Source organism: Desulfovibrio sp. 3_1_syn3 (assembly GCF_000145315.2).
Classification (GTDB): domain Bacteria; phylum Desulfobacterota; class Desulfovibrionia; order Desulfovibrionales; family Desulfovibrionaceae; genus Desulfovibrio; species Desulfovibrio fairfieldensis.
Map to the genome: position 1 here is coordinate 980098 of NZ_ADDR02000001.1, position 16463 is coordinate 996560.

13 protein-coding genes and 1 pseudogene are annotated in these 16463 nt (G+C 62.1%); 7 read left to right on the top strand and 7 right to left on the bottom strand.

Annotated features, from left to right (window positions below):
• The first annotated feature begins 196 nt into the window (after nt 1–196).
• On the top strand, nt 197–1759 hold the full coding sequence (locus HMPREF0326_RS04175; RefSeq protein ID WP_008683152.1) for a methyl-accepting chemotaxis protein: 1563 nt from the start codon (nt 197–199) through the stop codon (nt 1757–1759).
• A 118-nt stretch (nt 1760–1877) separates the two neighbouring features.
• Here HMPREF0326_RS04175 and HMPREF0326_RS04180 read toward each other — a convergent pair whose 3' ends face one another.
• Nucleotides 1878–3926: an autotransporter family protein gene (locus HMPREF0326_RS04180; protein WP_008683153.1), complete on the bottom strand. Its 2049-nt coding sequence runs from the start codon at nt 3924–3926 to the stop codon at nt 1878–1880.
• A 579-nt stretch (nt 3927–4505) separates the two neighbouring features.
• Nucleotides 4506–5687 (bottom strand): A/G-specific adenine glycosylase, encoded by a 1182-nt coding sequence (gene mutY, locus HMPREF0326_RS04185; protein ID WP_020990240.1) that lies wholly within the window; start codon nt 5685–5687, stop codon nt 4506–4508.
• Nucleotides 5688–5859: 172 nt separating this feature from the next.
• Here mutY and HMPREF0326_RS04190 point away from each other — a divergent pair, with 172 nt between their 5' ends.
• From HMPREF0326_RS04190 to HMPREF0326_RS04200, 3 genes are all read left to right on the top strand, one after another.
• Nucleotides 5860–6369: a peptidylprolyl isomerase gene (locus HMPREF0326_RS04190; protein ID WP_008683157.1), complete on the top strand. Its 510-nt coding sequence runs from the start codon at nt 5860–5862 to the stop codon at nt 6367–6369.
• Nucleotides 6370–6387: 18 nt separating this feature from the next.
• Nucleotides 6388–6867 (top strand): DinB family protein, encoded by a 480-nt coding sequence (locus HMPREF0326_RS04195; RefSeq protein ID WP_008683158.1) that lies wholly within the window; start codon nt 6388–6390, stop codon nt 6865–6867.
• Nucleotides 6868–7003: 136 nt separating this feature from the next.
• Nucleotides 7004–7936, top strand: a complete 933-nt coding sequence (locus tag HMPREF0326_RS04200) for a diguanylate cyclase domain-containing protein (protein ID WP_232221573.1) — start codon at nt 7004–7006, stop codon at nt 7934–7936.
• An 82-nt stretch (nt 7937–8018) separates the two neighbouring features.
• Here the strand turns inward: HMPREF0326_RS04200 and HMPREF0326_RS04205 are convergent, their stop codons facing one another.
• Nucleotides 8019–8480 (bottom strand): nuclear transport factor 2 family protein, encoded by a 462-nt coding sequence (locus HMPREF0326_RS04205; protein WP_008683162.1) that lies wholly within the window; start codon nt 8478–8480, stop codon nt 8019–8021.
• A 245-nt stretch (nt 8481–8725) separates the two neighbouring features.
• On the opposite strand from HMPREF0326_RS04205, the gene cysK reads away from it, so the two are divergent.
• Nucleotides 8726–9643 carry a cysteine synthase A gene (cysK, locus tag HMPREF0326_RS04210; RefSeq protein ID WP_008683163.1) on the top strand — a complete coding sequence of 306 codons (918 nt, stop codon included), beginning with the start codon at nt 8726–8728 and terminating at the stop codon, nt 9641–9643.
• A 194-nt stretch (nt 9644–9837) separates the two neighbouring features.
• Nucleotides 9838–10779, top strand: a complete 942-nt coding sequence (locus HMPREF0326_RS04215) for a chemotaxis protein (protein WP_008683165.1) — start codon at nt 9838–9840, stop codon at nt 10777–10779.
• 74 nt (nt 10780–10853) lie between these two features.
• Here the strand turns inward: HMPREF0326_RS04215 and HMPREF0326_RS15885 are convergent.
• The 3 genes and pseudogenes from HMPREF0326_RS15885 to HMPREF0326_RS04230 all read right to left on the bottom strand — a co-directional run.
• Nucleotides 10854–11738 (bottom strand): annotated as a pseudogene (locus HMPREF0326_RS15885) (TRAP transporter substrate-binding protein); the annotation flags it as partial.
• 51 nt (nt 11739–11789) lie between these two features.
• On the bottom strand, nt 11790–13499 hold the full coding sequence (locus HMPREF0326_RS04225) for a thiamine pyrophosphate-binding protein (RefSeq protein WP_008683168.1): 1710 nt from the start codon (nt 13497–13499) through the stop codon (nt 11790–11792).
• Between the two features lie 211 nt (nt 13500–13710).
• On the bottom strand, nt 13711–15129 hold the full coding sequence (locus tag HMPREF0326_RS04230) for a sigma-54 interaction domain-containing protein (RefSeq protein ID WP_008683170.1): 1419 nt from the start codon (nt 15127–15129) through the stop codon (nt 13711–13713).
• 187 nt (nt 15130–15316) lie between these two features.
• Between HMPREF0326_RS04230 and HMPREF0326_RS16640 the strand changes: the two genes are divergently transcribed.
• On the top strand, nt 15317–15565 hold the full coding sequence (locus tag HMPREF0326_RS16640; RefSeq protein WP_147568372.1) for a hypothetical protein: 249 nt from the start codon (nt 15317–15319) through the stop codon (nt 15563–15565).
• A 195-nt stretch (nt 15566–15760) separates the two neighbouring features.
• Here HMPREF0326_RS16640 and purN read toward each other — a convergent pair whose 3' ends face one another.
• Entirely contained in the window at nt 15761–16444 is a 684-nt protein-coding gene (purN, locus tag HMPREF0326_RS04235; protein ID WP_008683171.1) for a phosphoribosylglycinamide formyltransferase, read from the bottom strand.
• Nucleotides 16445–16463: the final 19 nt, after the last annotated feature.

Genomic DNA, 16463 nt, shown 5'->3' on the forward strand with positions numbered 1-16463 from the left:
AAGCGTAAATCGTCTTGAATTGGACTCAATTAGCGCATGCCGCAATGCTTGTCAAGTAGGAGGTCCGGAAATAACCGTGGAAAATAAATTGCGTCGCGAATTACACAAGATAGACTAAAAGAAATCCGGTATTCGCCGTTAAGACTCGTGCGAGCGTGAAATATTGCCGAGGCGTTCATTGCAAGGGGATGGAAGTATGACGCTTTTTCAAAAGTTTTCAGTAAGTTGCATTGCGACGGCCGCGCTGACGGCGGTTCTGGCCTGGGCCGGGACGGCTTTTTGTCCCGAGGGGCTGGGCGCCGCGGCACTGACCGGGGCCGTGTTGGCCACGCTGTTTACGGCCCTTTGCCTGGGCCTGGGCGCGCGGCTGATTTTTCTGCGGCCCCTGAAGGCTGTGGGGCAACGGCTGCGCGATCTGGCCGAGGGCCGCCTGGACGCGGCCCAGGCCTTCGGGGCCGAGGATCTGCCCGCAATCCACGTGGGCCTGGACGCCGCGCTGCGCGCGTTGAAATTCGAGCGCGGCCTGTCGCGCGGCGTGTTTCAGGGCCTGCCCATGCCCTATCTGCTGGTGGACGCGCAAGAGCGTACCACCAGCACCAATCAGGCCTGCCTGGACATGCTGGAGATTGACGACAGCGTGGAGTCCTGTCTGGGCAAAACCCTGGCAGAACTCTTTTATAATGATCCCGCGCGTGAGACGGCGGTGGGCAAAAGCATCCGCAACGGCGAGTACTTCCGTAATCTGGATATCGTCATCACCGGCCACAAGGGGCGGAAAATCGACGTGCTGGCCAATATTTTTCCCATCTACGACGAGGACAAGGCCTGCATCGGCGGCCTCTGCCTCTATGTGGACATGACGGCCCTGAAGCAGGCCGAACAGCTCATCATGGACAAGAACGAGCGCATGGCCCTGGTGGCGCGGTCCCTGGAAGAAGCCGTGGGCAGGATTTCCGGCATTTCCGGCGGCCTGTCGCGGGGCATCCAGCAGTCGGACAGCGGCGCGGCCGTGTCCGCCCAGCGGCTTGCCGAAGCGGCGACCTCCATGAGCGAAATGAACGCCACCGTGCGCGACGTGGCGAGAAACGCCGAGGCCGCTTCCGGCGCTTCGGCCCTGACCAGGGAAAAGGCCGAAGCCGGTGCGCAGGTCGTGGAAGAGGCCGTACACAGCATCAAGCAGGTGCATCAGCTCTCCCTGGACCTCAAAGAGGACATGGGCCGGCTGGATGAGCACGCCCGCTCCATCAACCGGATCATGAACGTCATTTCGGATATCGCGGACCAGACCAATTTGTTGGCCCTGAACGCGGCCATTGAAGCGGCCAGGGCCGGGGACGCCGGGCGCGGCTTTGCCGTGGTGGCCGACGAGGTGCGCAATCTGGCCGAAAAAACCATGGCTTCCACCCAGGATGTGGGCAACGCCATCCAGGCCATTCAGGACAGCACGTCCAAAAGTATGGCCTCCGTGGACAAGGCCGTGGCCCAGATCGAACAGGCCACGGATCTGGCGGGCCGGTCCGGCCGGGCATTGGAGGAGATCGTCACCACCGTGGAGCACACGGCCGGTCAGGTCAGTGCCATTGCCACGGCCAGCGAGCAGCAGTCCGCGGCCAGCGAGGAGATCAACCGCTCCATCGACCAGGTCAGCGGCATGGCCGCCGATACGGCCAAATCCATGGCCGAGGCCCGCGAGGAAATGGACCGGCTGGTGGAACTGACCGGCACCCTGGAAGCGCTCATGGTTCGGCTCAAAGAATAGCCGGGGCCGTGTTGCAGCGGAACTGCCTTCAAAAATCAGGGCAATCCAGGGCCGCGCGGGATACGGCGCGGCCCTGGATTGCCCTCTCTGTTTCACATTGAAAATGTGTTGTAATGCCCTAAAATTCAAACTTCATGGTCAGCCAGCCGGTATGCACCTCCTGCTGCGCGCCGTATTCGCCGGTATAGGCCAGCCCAACGGCAAAACCGCCGTACTGCCATTCCAGGCCCGCCTCGGCCAGCATGGTGGTATGTTCTTCGGTCACGCTGGTGGAGAAGCTCGAGCCCGCGAAGCGCATTTGCGATTCCACCTCGCCGCTGGTCAGGGTCTGGCGCAGGCCCAGGCCCAGCGCCGGGCGCAGGTTGCCCGCCCGCTCGTCGCCCAGGGCGAAGTCGCCGCGCCAGCGCAGCATGGCCGTGCCGTACAGGGCCGCGTAGTCCTGGGCGTCAAACTTCATGTCGTAGGCGGGCCGGGAAACGCCCGCGCTGTCGGACCAGTGCAGGCTGTTCTCGTCCTGATGGGACCAGAGCCAGGCCAGGCCGATTTCCGGGGTCAGGGTATTGTTGTCGTTGATCCACCAGGCATAGCCCGTGTGCAGGGCCGCATACAGGCCGTGGCCGTTAAACTCGTTGTCCGCGTAGATGGGATTTTCCGCCAGGCCGCTCTTGTAATTACTGTGGTAACGGGAAATAAAGCCCGTGAACTGGCCGCGCAGATACCATTCCGGCGTGACATTGAAGACCGCGTGCAGCCCGGCCAGGCCGGACTGGGCGGAATTGTCCGTATCCATGAGATCGCCCCAGGTATGGCTGCCGCTGTAGCCCAGATGCAGGCCCCCGGCGAAGTTCTCATTGAAACGCCAGGTGCCGCCCATGACCATGCCCACGTTGTTGCTGGTGTAGTCCTGATCGTGATTGGCCGCGGAGCTGAAATAGGGCGCGGCGAAAACCCGCCAGCGCCCGGTTTCGTCCGGCCCCAACGGATCGCCTGAGGGCATGCCCTCAGGCCGGGAATTCGCCGAATTCCCGGCCAAAATCACATCCTTTCCGGCCGCCTTGCGGGGAGCCAACTGCCCGGCCAGCACGCCGCTGAGGTGCTGCATGCCGGAACGGGCATTGCCCACGGCCTGCAACGCGGCGCTCTGGCCGGGATTGCTGCTTGCCTTGACGGTGGTACGCAGGGAGACTTTCTGATCGTTCCAGTCCGTGCCCGTGAGCCGGGCTTCCAGCAGATCGGGGAGTTCCGAGGCCACGGAAGCCACGGAACCAGAAGCGCTGCTGCCGCTCGTCACCATGTCTTCCACTTTGTACTCCTGGCCCCAGACAAAACCTTGGGCGGTGGTGCCGGGCCGCAGGATCAGGCGGCTGCCGCTGAAGTCGAGGGAGCCGGACCCGGTAACGGCAAAAGGACGGGTAGCGTCAGTTCCGAAATCGCGCAGTTCCAGGGACCAGGCCGCGAGCCGTACCGCGCCGTTCATCTCGAGTTCGTGCGCCTCTTTGCCGGGCGTGGGCGCGCTGACCCGGATCACGCCGTAATTGGCCGCTGTGCCGCTGCCTAACGACATGCCGTAGGCGTTTCCACTTGAGCTCATGGCCGTGATAGAACCTCTGTTATCGGCCGTGCCGCCGATGTCGATGGTTATGCCGGAGGCCGGTCCCACGCTGCGGGCCGTAATCGTCCCGGAGTTATGGGCCGTGCCGCCGTTCTTGAGATATATGCCGATAGCCCTGTTTGTATCGCTGGTCCCGGTGTTCGTCACCGCGATGGAGCCGGAATTGCCGACAGTGCCGACAGTGCCGGAGGTGCTGAGATCGCTGAGTATGCCGCAGACGTCGCCCCCCATGCCGGTGAGCGTAATGAACCCGGCGTTGAGGGCCGTGCCGCCATTCTGGAGCCATATGCCGGTGATGCCTGAGGCGGACGAGTTGCTGCCCTCTATGCCCCCCAGATTGATCAGGCTGTCGCCGGGTTTGAGGGTTCCCATGCCGACACTGCTGGTGTGGATGACGTTGCCCGCCGGATTGACGCGGTCGGCCAGGGCGGGTGAGGCAAAGGCAGGCGCGAGGGCGCAGAATCCTGCCAGAACCGGGAGCAGAATCAGGGCCGGAAGAGAAGGCGCTCGAACCGCTTTGCAATGAGTCCCTTGCTGTGTCTTTTTTGGCTCCATGCCTGCCCTCCTTTGTCGGTTCCCTGGAGGCCGGCCGCGAAAAAAACCTGGGTTTTCGCTGACGCACGGCGGCTCCGCCGCCGCAAAACCTACGGGTTTTGTGTGTCTAATTTTTCAAATCAGGCCTCGTGCCGGAAACGGAATGGGGAAAAAATAGAATCCCACTATGATTTTTTAACACGGGGAAGAAAGGGCAACAAGGGGGAGCAGGGTGGGCAGCAGGGCAGACGCATCTAATTTCAGGTTTTGCAGGTCCCTTATCTGCCGTGATGATCCGTCAAAACCAGCCTTTTGTGTGCTGGCTGCGTCATCTGGCGCTTTTTGCTGCTCATGTACTTGAGTACACTCCGCGCAAAAAGTGCCATTTTCCTTGCCGGCACGCAAAAATCTTATTTTTTAGGATTCTCCCGGTACCAGCCATCCGCCTGCGCTTCGCTCCGGCGGAGCAAAGGTGGCTTCGCCTCTTCTTGTTCGTTTCCCAATCTATCGGGGAATAAAGACTTTTTAGATGCGTCTGCCCTGGCAGGGGGGGGATTCGGGGGGGAATTTTTCCGGGGCGCGCGGCCGATATTCCGGCGGCTACGCCCCGGGCAGGCGCGATTGTCCGCCCGGCCCGAAAATCTGATCCGCCAGTTTGCGGTGGGCGGCGGGCATGGCCAGATTTTCCAGTTCAACGGGCGTGACCCAGCGCCAGGCGCTGGCCGCCGTGAGGATGGGCGGGGCGGGCGGTTCCGCCGCTGTTGCGGCCGCCGTTGTCGCCGCCAGGCTGAGGGCGAAGCAGTGCAGGGTGATCCTGTAGGTGGTGTAGCCGTGACGGATGATGCCGTAACCGCGGTCCACGGCCACGTCGAAGCCGGTTTCCTCGCCGAACTCGCGGGCAACGGCCTGTTCCGGGCTTTCGCCCGGCTCCACCCGGCCGCCGGGGAATTCCCAGAGATTGCCCCAGACCCCGGAGGCCAGGCGCTTTTGCACAAAAACCCGGCCCGTGTGGCGCAGCACGCCGGTGACCACCTCAATGGGCGTGATCGCGGCCCGTTTGCCGGGTACCGGGCGCTGGTCCACAATGCCCAGATGCAGGCTGACGCAGAAGGCGGCCAGGGGGCAGAGCGCGCAGCGCGGCTTTTTGCCGCAGACCAGCGCGCCCAGCTCCATCATGGCCTGGTTGTGCTCGCGGGCCCTGCCTTCGGGCACCAGGCGCAGCGCCCAGGCCCGCACGGCCGAGGCCGCCGGTTCCTGCTTGACCGGACCGTCCAGATCAAAGACGCGGGCCACCACCCGTTCCACATTGGCGTCCACGCAGGGCAGCTTTTCGCCAAAGGCGATGCTGGCGACGGCCCCGGCCGTGTACGGCCCCACGCCGGGCAGGGCGCGGATGTCCTCCAGGCCCGAGGGGAAGACGCCCTTGTGCTTTTCCATGATCAGCCGGGCCGCGGCCAGCACGTGGCGGGCGCGCGAATAGTAGCCCAGGCCCTCCCAGAGGCGCAGCACTTCCTCTTCCGAGGCGGCGGCCAGCGCCGCCACGTCCGGAAAGCGGGCCATCCAGCGCGTGAAATAGCTCACCCCGCGTTCCATCTGGGTCTGCTGGAGCATGACCTCGGAAATCCAGACCTCATAGGGCGTGTAGTTGATGCGCCAGGGCAGGGGCCGCTGGTGCGCGGCGAACCAGGCCAGCAGGGCTTCCCGCAATTGCGGCAGATGCGCGTCGGGCGGCAGGTGGCGCGGCGGGGCGGGTCGGGGCGCGGCCTCCAGGCCGGGCAGCATCGCCGGGGCGGCTCCGGGCCGCGCTGCGGGCTGTTTGGGAGGAATTTTCTTCGTTCCGGGCATGGGCGGCAGTGTATACCCCGGCCCCGGCATTGTCATCCGGCCCGGCCTGGCCTATATTTCAAAAACGGCCCATGCCGGGCCGAATATCCCCAATTTTTAAGGAGCAGGCATGGCTGACAATCCCACCGTGTTGCTGGAAACCTCGTCCGGCGACATCCTGATCGAACTTTTTCCGGACAAGGCTCCCCAGACCGTCGCCAACTTTTTGCAGTACGTGGACGACGGCTTTTATGAAAATACCATCTTCCACCGCGTGATCCCCGGCTTCATGATCCAGGGCGGCGGCATGGGCGCGCGCATGGACGAAAAGGACACCCGCGAGCCCGTGCAGAACGAAGCCGACAACGGCCTGAAGAACGAGCGCGGCACTCTCGCCATGGCCCGCACCCGCGACCCGCACAGCGCCACGGCCCAGTTTTTCATCAATCTGGTGGACAACGACTTTCTGGACCACAGCCAGCCCACGCTCGACGGCTGGGGCTACTGCGTGTTCGGCAAAGTCACCGAAGGTATGGACGTGGTGGACAAGATCGCCAAGGTCAAGACCAAGAGCATGGGCATGCATGAGAATGTGCCCGTGGACATGGTGCTGATCACCGGCGCGAGCCGCTTTGAGTAACAACGTTAAGGAGGCTGTATGTCCCGCGCAATCGTAATGGCGGCTCAGGGGCCGTTTCTGCACGCCTGGGGACTGCTGGAGGCCTATGTGGACGTCTGCCCGGATGAAATCTGGGTGGAGAAAAACGGCGGCTGGCCCGTCTGGCAGCAACTCGCCCACACGATCATGGTGCTGGATTTCTTTGTGCTCGGCGAGAATGAGCAACTGCTGCCCGTACCCTGCGACATGGACGCGCTCATGCTCAGGACGCAGGACGTTCCGGCGCTGGGCAAGACGGCCCTGCGGGGCTACGCGGCCACGGTCAAGGCCCGCGTGGACAACTGGATCGCCGGGCTGGAAGACGCGGACCTGGCCCGCACTAACGTCGTGCTGAGCGCGAAGCTGGGCCGCGAAACCTCCTACGCGGCCACCCTGGTCATGCTGGCCTCGCACACCGACTACCATATCGGCTCCTGCGACGCGGCCTTGAGGAACCATGGTTTGCCGGGCGTGTTTTAGCTGAGACGCCTTGCCCTGTTTTCGCTGTGATGTTCTGGAAAGGCGGCGGCATGTTTTACCGGGAGGCCCCGGCCGAGCATGTCGCCGCCGTATGTTTGCCGGTGGGAAAGGCCGCGCCGGTGAAGGGGGATTGACTTTGAAAACGAAGCCCGCAAGCGGGGAAGCGGCGGTGCGGCAATTGCTGCATGAATATGGCGAACGGAACCGGGATGGAATTCTGGAACTCCTCACGGACGATGTGATCTGGATCGGCACGGCGGCACATGAGCAGATTTTCGGCAAACACGCGGTGGCCCGCTTGCTGGACGACGATCTGCGAACAGACGCGACGCCGTATGACGTGGAGCTCACGGACGTTAAAGAAATTGCTCTCGGACCGGCCGTGGCGACATTGTTCGTGCAGACCAGAGCATCCCTGCGGGGAAGAACGGATTTCGCCCTGGAATGCCGCAACACCTATACCTGCTGCGACAAGGGCGACGGCTTCAGGATTTGTTCGTGGCATTGCTCCACAGCGACGGCCCTGCAGAATGAGAATGAATATTTTCCGATTTCCTTTGCGGAAAATATCATGAAAAAAGCCACCCTGGATCCGGTGACGCGTATCATGAACCGGGCCAGCTTTGAGGAATCCGTACAGCTTTACCTCAAAGAGCGGCGCGGCAATTACGCGCTGGCCCTCATTGACCTGGATGATTTCAAGGGCGTCAACGACAGGTACGGGCATCATTGCGGCGACAAGGTGCTGGCCTTTGTCGCGCAACGCCTGAAAAGGGCTTTTGCGGAAACAGACCTTGTGGCGCGCCTGGGCGGAGATGAACTCGTGGCCTTTATGCCTTCGCTGACCGGCGAGGAAGAGCTGCGAGCCAAGATTGAAGCCTTTTTCAGAGGCATCTCCCGCGCGTTGACTCTTGATTCCCAGGTCTATACGCCCTCGGCAAGCGTGGGCGTGTGCATTTGCCGGGAAAAGCGGGGAATGAGCTACGAACAGTGTTACAAGGCGGCGGACGCCGCCATGTACCAGGCCAAGCACAGCGGCAAAAACGCATGGCGTTTCAAGCGCTTCTGAGAAGGGAAGCCTTTTCGGAAAACAAAAATCCGCCATTGCCCTGGGGCAACGGCGGACCATAATCTTTGAAGAGCGGTCGGCCTTACTTGATTTTGCAGTTGCCGTCCTTGCAGTCCGGGGTGGGCTCCACGGGCGTGGCCTGGAAAAGCGCCACCTGCTCCTGGCCGTTATTGTTGGCCAGCACCATGGTGAAGCGCATCAGCCCCTGGGGCAGAGGCGGCACGGCCGTACCCTTGAAGTAACCGTTGGCCGTAAGCATCCTGGTGTTCCCGACCTTGGTGTCGCGCACGTTGGTGAGCGTCAGGCGGTCCACAATCAGCTCCTTGTCTTTGATGCCGGCGATGAAGTGCTCCTTGTCCTGGATATGGCCGTTGGAGCTGACGTGCCAGTAGTTGGGCGCCAGCAATTTTTGCAGGGCGGCCACGTCGCCGGTCATCACAGCTTCGGTGTACAAAGCCACGGTATCGGCCTTGGCATGAGCCACGCCGCCTGCCAGACAAAGGGCCAGAGCCAGAAGAAGCGGCACCAACTGTACAAATTTCATGACATTTCCTCCATAAAATCAAAGGCTTGTTACCGGGCAACGCCCGACTCCGCGCCGATGGGACGCTTTCTTTACGGCTACTTGTCGCGCCTGTCAAGAGGCTGCTGGAACTATTTGCCAAGCGGCGCGCTTTCCTCTACCCTTATCTAAGGAATATCCGTAAAAAGTAAATGCCGGTAACGCTTCCGGAACCGGCTTTTTTGAGCGCAGCAAACGCGAGAGTATATAACGCGAGGCTATAGATTATGTTGACCACTGTTTTGCAGACCATCGGCAATACGCCCATGCTCCGTCTGGATCTTTCCCGCGACCTGCCGGGCACGGTCTGGCTGAAGCTGGAAAACCGCAATCCCGGGGGCTCCATCAAGGACCGCGTGGCCTTTTACCTGATTGAGCGCGCCCTTGAAAACGGCGAACTGGAGCCCGACGGCGTGTTGGTGGAGGCCACCAGCGGCAATATGGGCATCGGCATGGCCCTGGTCTCGGCCGTGCGCGGCCTGCGTTGCGTGCTCGCCATGCCGGAATCCATGAGCCTGGAGCGCCGCAATCTGCTCAAGGTCTTGGGCGCGGAGCTTAAGCTCACGCCCGCGGACAAGGGCATGGGCGCGGCCGTGCAGGAGGCGCACCGCATCGCCCAGGCCACGGGCGGCCATATTCTCGGCCAGTTCACCAATCCCGAGGCCGTGGAGGCCCATTACCAGAGCACCGGGCCGGAAATCTACAAGGACAGCGTGGGCAAGATGGACGTGCTGGTGGCCGGTGTGGGCTCGGGCTCGTCCATCACCGGCACGGGCCGTTTTCTGAAGGAGCGCATCCCCGGCTTCAAGGTCATGGCCGTGGAGCCCGCGGCTTCGCCCGTGCTCTCCGGCGGCAAGCCGGGGCCGCATCTGATCCAGGGCATCGGGGCGGGTTTTGTGCCGGAAATCCTGGACCGCGCCCTGCTGGACGAAATCATTCAGGTGGACGGCCGGGAGGCCATTGACATGGCCCGCAAGCTCATGCGCACCCAGGGCGTGTGCGCGGGCATCTCCACCGGAGCCAACGTGCTGGCCGCGCTGGGCGTGGCGTCCCGTCCCGAAATGCGAGATAAGAACATCGTCACCTTTGCCTGCGACACCGGCGAGCGTTATATGTCCACGGCCCTGTTCCAGGATCAGGACTGAAATTTTCAGCGGCACGCAGGCGGCGGCCCGGTATATTTGCCGGGCCGCCGCTAATCTTTTTCGGCCGTTGTCCGATAAGAGAACGCAACGGCACTGACAGGCGCGGATGACGGAGCGCCGGCGTTTTTCCCGGTCGGACCGACATTCGGAAATTTTTTACCTATCCGCGCGGCGTCCCCGCACATGGAGCAGCTATGGCGCAGACCAATATCTTGCTGGAAACCGGCACCAATGAGCTGGAAATCGTGGAATTTTACGTCAACCAGGACGGCTACGAAGCCCACTATGGCCTGAATGTGGCCAAGGTGGTGGAAATCGGGCGGCGGCAGACCGTCACGGCCATGCCGGAAATGCGCCACAAAGCCCTGCTGGGGGCCTTTCCCCATCGCAACGGCCGCATTGTGCCGCTCATCGACATGGCCCAGTTCCTGGGCAGCGGCCCCATCACCAATGAGGACGCCAAAGTCATTGTGACCGAGTTCAACACGGTCTGCACGGGTTTTCTGGTGTCGGGCGTCAACCGCATCTACCGCCTGAGCTGGACGGATGTGGAAGCGCCGGGCAATTTCCTGCAGAACGTCAGCCGCAGTTCCGTGACCGGCGTGGTGCGGTTGGAAGAGCGGGTCATTTTTCTCCTGGATCTGGAGGCCATTGTGGCCGAACTGCACCCGGCCATGGCCATCAGCTTTGACGGCGCGGCCATGAATGACGCCGACGGCAAGACCTACAATATCCTGCATGTGGACGATTCCAGCAGCATCCGTTCCCTGGTGCTGGATCTGCTCAACAAGGAAGGCCGCTTCAACGTGGTGCAGCACGTCAACGGCCAGGAAGCCTGGGATTACCTCCAGCGCCTGCGCGCCCGCAGCGAAGAGGAAGGCAAGCCCATTTCCTCCTATGTGCAGGGCATCATCAGCGACATTGAAATGCCGTCCATGGACGGTCTGGCCCTGTGCAAGCGGATCAAGACGGACCCGATGCTCAACCAGGTCCCGGTGGCTATTTTCTCCTCCATGATCAACGAAAGCCTGGCCCGCAAATGCGCCAGCGTGGGCGCGGACGCCCAGTACACCAAGCCGGACCTCAAGGCCCTTTCGGTGAAGTTGCACGACCTGATCACCAGGGCCTGGGCGTAACAAACCGCTCCGCCGGACCATTCCTGTCCCGCCGCCGAGATCGCTCCCGGCGGCGGGACATTCGTCACGGCATCGATGGTCATGCCGTTGTCCAGGCAGGCGCGCAGGGCCTTGCTTTCGTCCTCCGCGGCCCATTGCCACTCGTAACGGGCGGCCTCCCGCGCAGCGCGGTCAAAAAGCGCTCGGGTCTGCGGGTCAAGTCGGGCGTACCAGCGTTCGCTGACCAGAATCGGCGCCACCCAGAGCATGTAATGGATATCGGAGATATACTTCTGTACTTCCCAGAACTTGGTGTCCCGGTTGATCTGGTGCGGGTTTTCCTGGCCGTCGATGACGCCCTGCTGGAGCCCGTTGAACGTCTCGGACCAGGACAGGGGGTGCGGCTCCACGCCCCAGGAGCGGAAGGCCTCCAGTTGCAGCTTCACCGGCGGCACGCGCAGCTTGAGACCCTGCATGTCAGCCATGCTCCGGATAGGTTTTTTGGAGTTGGTCAGCACACGGTAGCCGCCGATGAGCCAGGCCAGGGGCCGGGTGTTGCTCTGTTGGGCGATGGCGTTGTTGAGCTCCTGCATGAAGGGCGCGTCGCTGAAAAGCGTACAGGCGTTTTCCCTGGTGGGGAACATATAGGGCAGGATGAGCAGAGTGGCCCTGGGCGCGAAGGGCGTCAGGTTGCCCGCCGCGAGTACGCCGATCTGGATTTCATTGCCGCGTAATTGCTTGACCACGGTCTGTTCGTCGCCCAGAACTCCACCGGGAAAGAACTCGCACTTGATCTTGCCGCCGGATTCCCGCTCCACGATTTCAATCATTTTTTCCAGAGGGACCGCCTGGATGGAAGTCCCCTTGGGCGTGGAGCAGGCGATGCGGACTTTCATGGACGGATAGTCCGCCGCGCGCGCCTGCCCGCAGAGGCAGGACAGAAACAGGGGAAGCAGGATCAGGACAGAGAGTTTTCTCATGCTGTTCTCCTTGTGGTAGAAAGGCTGGTCATAAAAATGCGCCGACAGCCTCTAATCGATCTTGTAGGCCCCCAGCTGCCCCAAAGCGATGCTGGCCGGGCTGATGACCGAGGGGTCCACCATCACATTGACGCAGGCCACGGTATTGGCGGCAAAGGCCGCTTCAATGGCCGGGCGGATGTCCTGCGGGCGTTCCACGTAAAAACCCTTGCCGCCCGCTGCTTCCACCATTTTTTCGTAGGGCGTGGGGCCGATCCAGGTCACGGAGTCCAGGGTGTAGCCCAGGCGCAGCTGCTGGCTGTGCCGGATCATGCCCCAGCTCTGGTCGTTGGCTACCACGATGACCAGGGACAGGCCCTTGCGCAGAGCCGTGGTCACTTCCATGAAATTGAAGCCGAAGGAGCCGTCGCCGGTGACCAGCATGACCCGGCTTTCGGGATAGACCAGTCGGGCCGCAATGGCGTCCGCGATGCCGCCGCCGATGCACCAGTACTGCCCGTGGTCCAGAATTCTGTACGGCGTGCGGGCCGTGCGGCCGATATGCACCCAGGTCAGGGTATCGCCGCCGTCGGCCAGCACCACGTCGTCGTCCCGGTCCATGAATCGATCCACTTCATGGACCAGACGCTGGGGATGAATGGGCACGGCGTCGCTGGTCTGCATGGGCAGCATGGCTTCGGCGCAGCGCTGTTGTTCCGCGCGCAGTTCCTCCACCCAATCCGCGTAGCGGCGTCCCAGGCCGTCCGGCCCGATTCCGGAGAGGCCCAGGGCGTCCAGGCGGCTGTTGGCCAGTTCCAGGAAGGAGCGCACATCGCTGATGACGGGCAGGTCAATGGCCCGGTTGCGGCCCGGTTCCTCACCGGCCACGTCCACCTGGATCAACGCGGCATTTTTGTTGTAGGCGGCTCCGAAAAAGTGGTTGAGACTGATGCGGTTGCCCAGAATCAGGGCCAGATCCGTTTCCGCATAGGCCTTGCGGGCGGCCAGCGGACGGTGAGGACCAGCCAGGCCGAAACAGAGCGGGTGCAGATCCGAAATCAGGCCGCGTCCCATATTGCAGGTGAAAACCGGGATGCCGCACTTTTCCACAAACTCCCGCAGCGCTCCGCCCGCCCTGGAATACCCGGCTCCGCTGCCCGCTATCAGAATGGGCCGTTCAGCCTCGCGCAGCAGGGCGATGGTTTTTTCCACTCCGCGCGGGTCCACGGGCCGGGAATCCAGCACGGTCTTGTGCCAGGCGCACTGCCCGCCCGGCATGGCCTTGCCCAGCACGTCGCAGGGCAGTTCCAGAAAGACCGGGCCGGGCCGCCCGGCCAGGGTCATGCGAAAGGCCGTTTCCACGTATTCGGCCACCCGCTCGGTCTGGGTGCAGACGTAGGCGGCCTTGACGATAGGCGCGGCAATGGCCGCCTGGGGGGCGTCCTGAAGGTCCATCTTGTCCCGGTAGTCCGTGCCTGAGGCTCCGGCGATGACCAGCAGCGGCGTGCAATTGGTGGCCGCCTGCTGCAAGGGCGAAATGCAGTTGGTGAAGCCCGGTCCGGCGGTGAGCATGGCCACGCCGGGCTTGCCCGTCATGCGGGCGTAGGCGTCGGCCATGAAGGTGGCCGCCTGTTCGTGCCGCGTGTCCACCAGGCGGACCGGGCTCTTTTCCAGGATCTGGTGGATATGGTTGAGATGTCCGCCGGTGAGGGTGAACACAAATTCCACGCCCAGATCGATCAGGGCGCGGGCGGCGGCTTCGCCTCCATTGGCAGCTTGCATGTTTTTCTCCTTTGCTGGGGTCGGGACGTGACGGCATGGTGAATGATTCGCTTTGTCCGGAGATAGCAAGGGGCGTGCCTCAATGTGGGCGAATGGCGATTGTTTTGTATTTTACATGGATGCGTGCCGTGGCTGAAGGGAACGGGCGGAGAGCGCGGGACTTTTTGTAAAGTTTTCTTAATCTCTGTACAGTATAATTGTAAGGTAATCTTTACAGATCGGTCACAGCCGTGTCGGCGGCAGAGTGCCGGATGCCGTATTTTTTCAGCTTGGCGTAGAGGGTCACGCGTGAGATGCCCAGCTGCCGGGCCGTGAGCGTGACGTTGCCTTGATTTTCCTGCAGGGCCGCGGTCAGAAAGCCCGCCTCCTGCGCGCTCAGCCAGGCGGCGAGATCATGGTGGCGTTGCGGGGGCGAGTGGCGTTCGGGAATCTGAACGCCGCCCGTGACTTCGTGGGGCAGATCGCGCGCGTCGATGCGTTTGCCGCTCTGATGCAGGGTGGCGTGCACCAGAGTGTTGAACAGTTGGCGCACATTGCCGGGCCAGGCATAGGCCTCCATGACGCGCACGGCCTCATCCGTGAAGTTCGCCGTGGGGCAACCGATCTTGGAAAGAATATGCCGGGCCAGAGGCAGAATGTCTTCCGTGCGGGCGCGCAGGGGCGGCAGGCGGATGGTCAGGGTGTTGATGCGGTAATAGAGATCTTCGCGGAAGTTTCCCTGGCTGATCATGTCCTGCAAATCGCGGTTGGTGGCGGTGATCAGCCGGAAGTCCACCTCCCGGCCGGAAACGTCTCCCAGGCGGGTGATGCGTTTTTCCTCCAGCACACGCAGCAGTTTGACCTGGGCGTGCAGCGGGATGTCGCCGATCTCGTCCAGGAAGAGCGTGCCCGTGTTGGCCAGTTCGATCTGGCCGATCTTGCCTTCCTTGCGCGCGTCGGAAAAGGCGCCCGGCGCATAGCCGAACAATTCGGCCTCGAAAAGCTCTTTGGGAATGGCCGCGCAATTGATGCTGACAAAAGGACCGGCGGCGCGGTTGCTGCGCACGTGCAGGGCGTGCGCCGTCAGCTCCTTGCCTGTGCCGGTCCTGCCCAGAATCAGCACGGGGTGGGCATCGGCGGCATAGTTTTGGATGAGTTTTTTCACCGCCTGTATGGGCGCGCTGTCGCCGATGATGCTTTCAATATCGTAATGGGCGTTGTGTTCCGACTTGAGGCTGCGGTTGTAATGCTTCAGTTTTTTTGCCAGGAAATCGATTTTGCGATTCAGCTCGCGCAGTTCCGCCGGATCCGTGAAAAGGATGTGCGAAACCATGCCTGTGACCGCGCCGTCGCTGTCGCGCACCGGGATTCTGTTAACCACGAATTTGTAGTTGTCGCCGAAGAGCGGCAGGGTGCAGAGATCGCCCATTTCCGGACGGCCGTTTTTGATGACCACCGGCGCGCGGGTCAGAGGATTCAGATCCGGCAGTGGCCTGCCCAGAATGGTTTTGACGTCGCCGCCCAGCAGGGAGGCGTAGCACTGGTTGACTTTGCGGACGATGTAATTGGTGTCGCAGTAAAGGATGCCCTCGGGCAGGGCATCCAGCACGCTCTGATAGAGCAGTTCGGAACTGTTCCATTCCTCCGGCATACGCCCTCCGTCGACTCCCACAGGAAGGGGGGAGCCTGCGCGGCCGCTGTGGCGGCTTTTTCGCCAGTTGTATCCTTGTAACATAGGCGGGGGCGTTGTAAATAATTGTTTCTGATATAATTCCTTATATTTGAGGTACTATATATGGCCGGGAAATGCAACGGGCCGGTATTGCCGGGGCAATCGAATGAATGCCTCAATCATCGGATATTCATTTGCTTCCATATGTGGCCTTCCTTCCTCATTCCCGCGAACGCAGCCGACACAGTCGGCAGGTGAGCGGGGGCTGGTTTTGCGGGAATTTTGCAAAATTGGCGATTTTTTCGTGCGGGCAGCGTTATCGGCGCGTTTTTGTGCGGAACATACTCAAGTATGTGAGCAGCAAAAACGCGCCGATAACGCTGCCCGCGCGGAAAAGGCGGATTTTGTGAAATAACCGCAAAGCTACAGGAAGGCTGCCGCAAGAGTCTTTCCCGCTCTATTCATTAGAGCGTTTCGATATTGAAAATATCTTAACGCTCTGCGCGGATTCTCCGAGAGAATACGCACAGCGAATTTACTTCGCCGTTAAGCGATAATTTCAAGCGCAAAATGATCTAGCGGATTGCGGCTTTTTCGCGCCGCCGGAGGATCAGAATCCTTCTTCCAGCGGCGGCCAGACCAGCCACGGGCCGTCGGGCCGGACGGCGGACCGGGCGGACGAGACGGCCGGGTTCAGGTGCACCTGGCGGCCCCGCGTGCTGATGCGGCCCTCGGCGAACCATTGCAGGGCCTGGGGATAGATGCGGTGTTCCATGGCATGGATGCGCCGCATCAGGTCGTCCGGGTCTTCCCCGGCGTTGACCGGCACGGCGGCCTGGATGATCACCGGGCCGCTGTCCACTTTTTCCTCCACGAAATGCACGGTGCAGCCGGAAATTTTGACCCCGTATGCCTGGGCGTCGGCCCCGCCGTGCACGCCGGGAAAGCTGGGCAGCAACGCCGGGTGGATGTTGACGACCCGTCCGGCAAAAGCCGCCAGAAAGGCGGAACTGAGCAGGCGCATGTATCCGGCAAGGACGATGAGTTCCGCGCCGCTTTCCTGCAGCACGGCGATGAGCTTCCGGTCGTAGCTCTCCCGGTCCGGAAAGAGGGTGTGGTCCAGAGCCAGATGGGGCAGTCCGGCCTTGCGGGCGCGCTCCAGCACGCCGGCTCCCGGCCGGTTGCTGAGGATCATGCGGATGTCCACATCCAGAATGCCGTCGGCGGACTTGTCGATCATGGCCTGGGCGTTGGTGCCGCTGCCCGAGGCCAGTATGGCGATTTTCAGGGGCATAGTGTCCTCAACGAGCGGC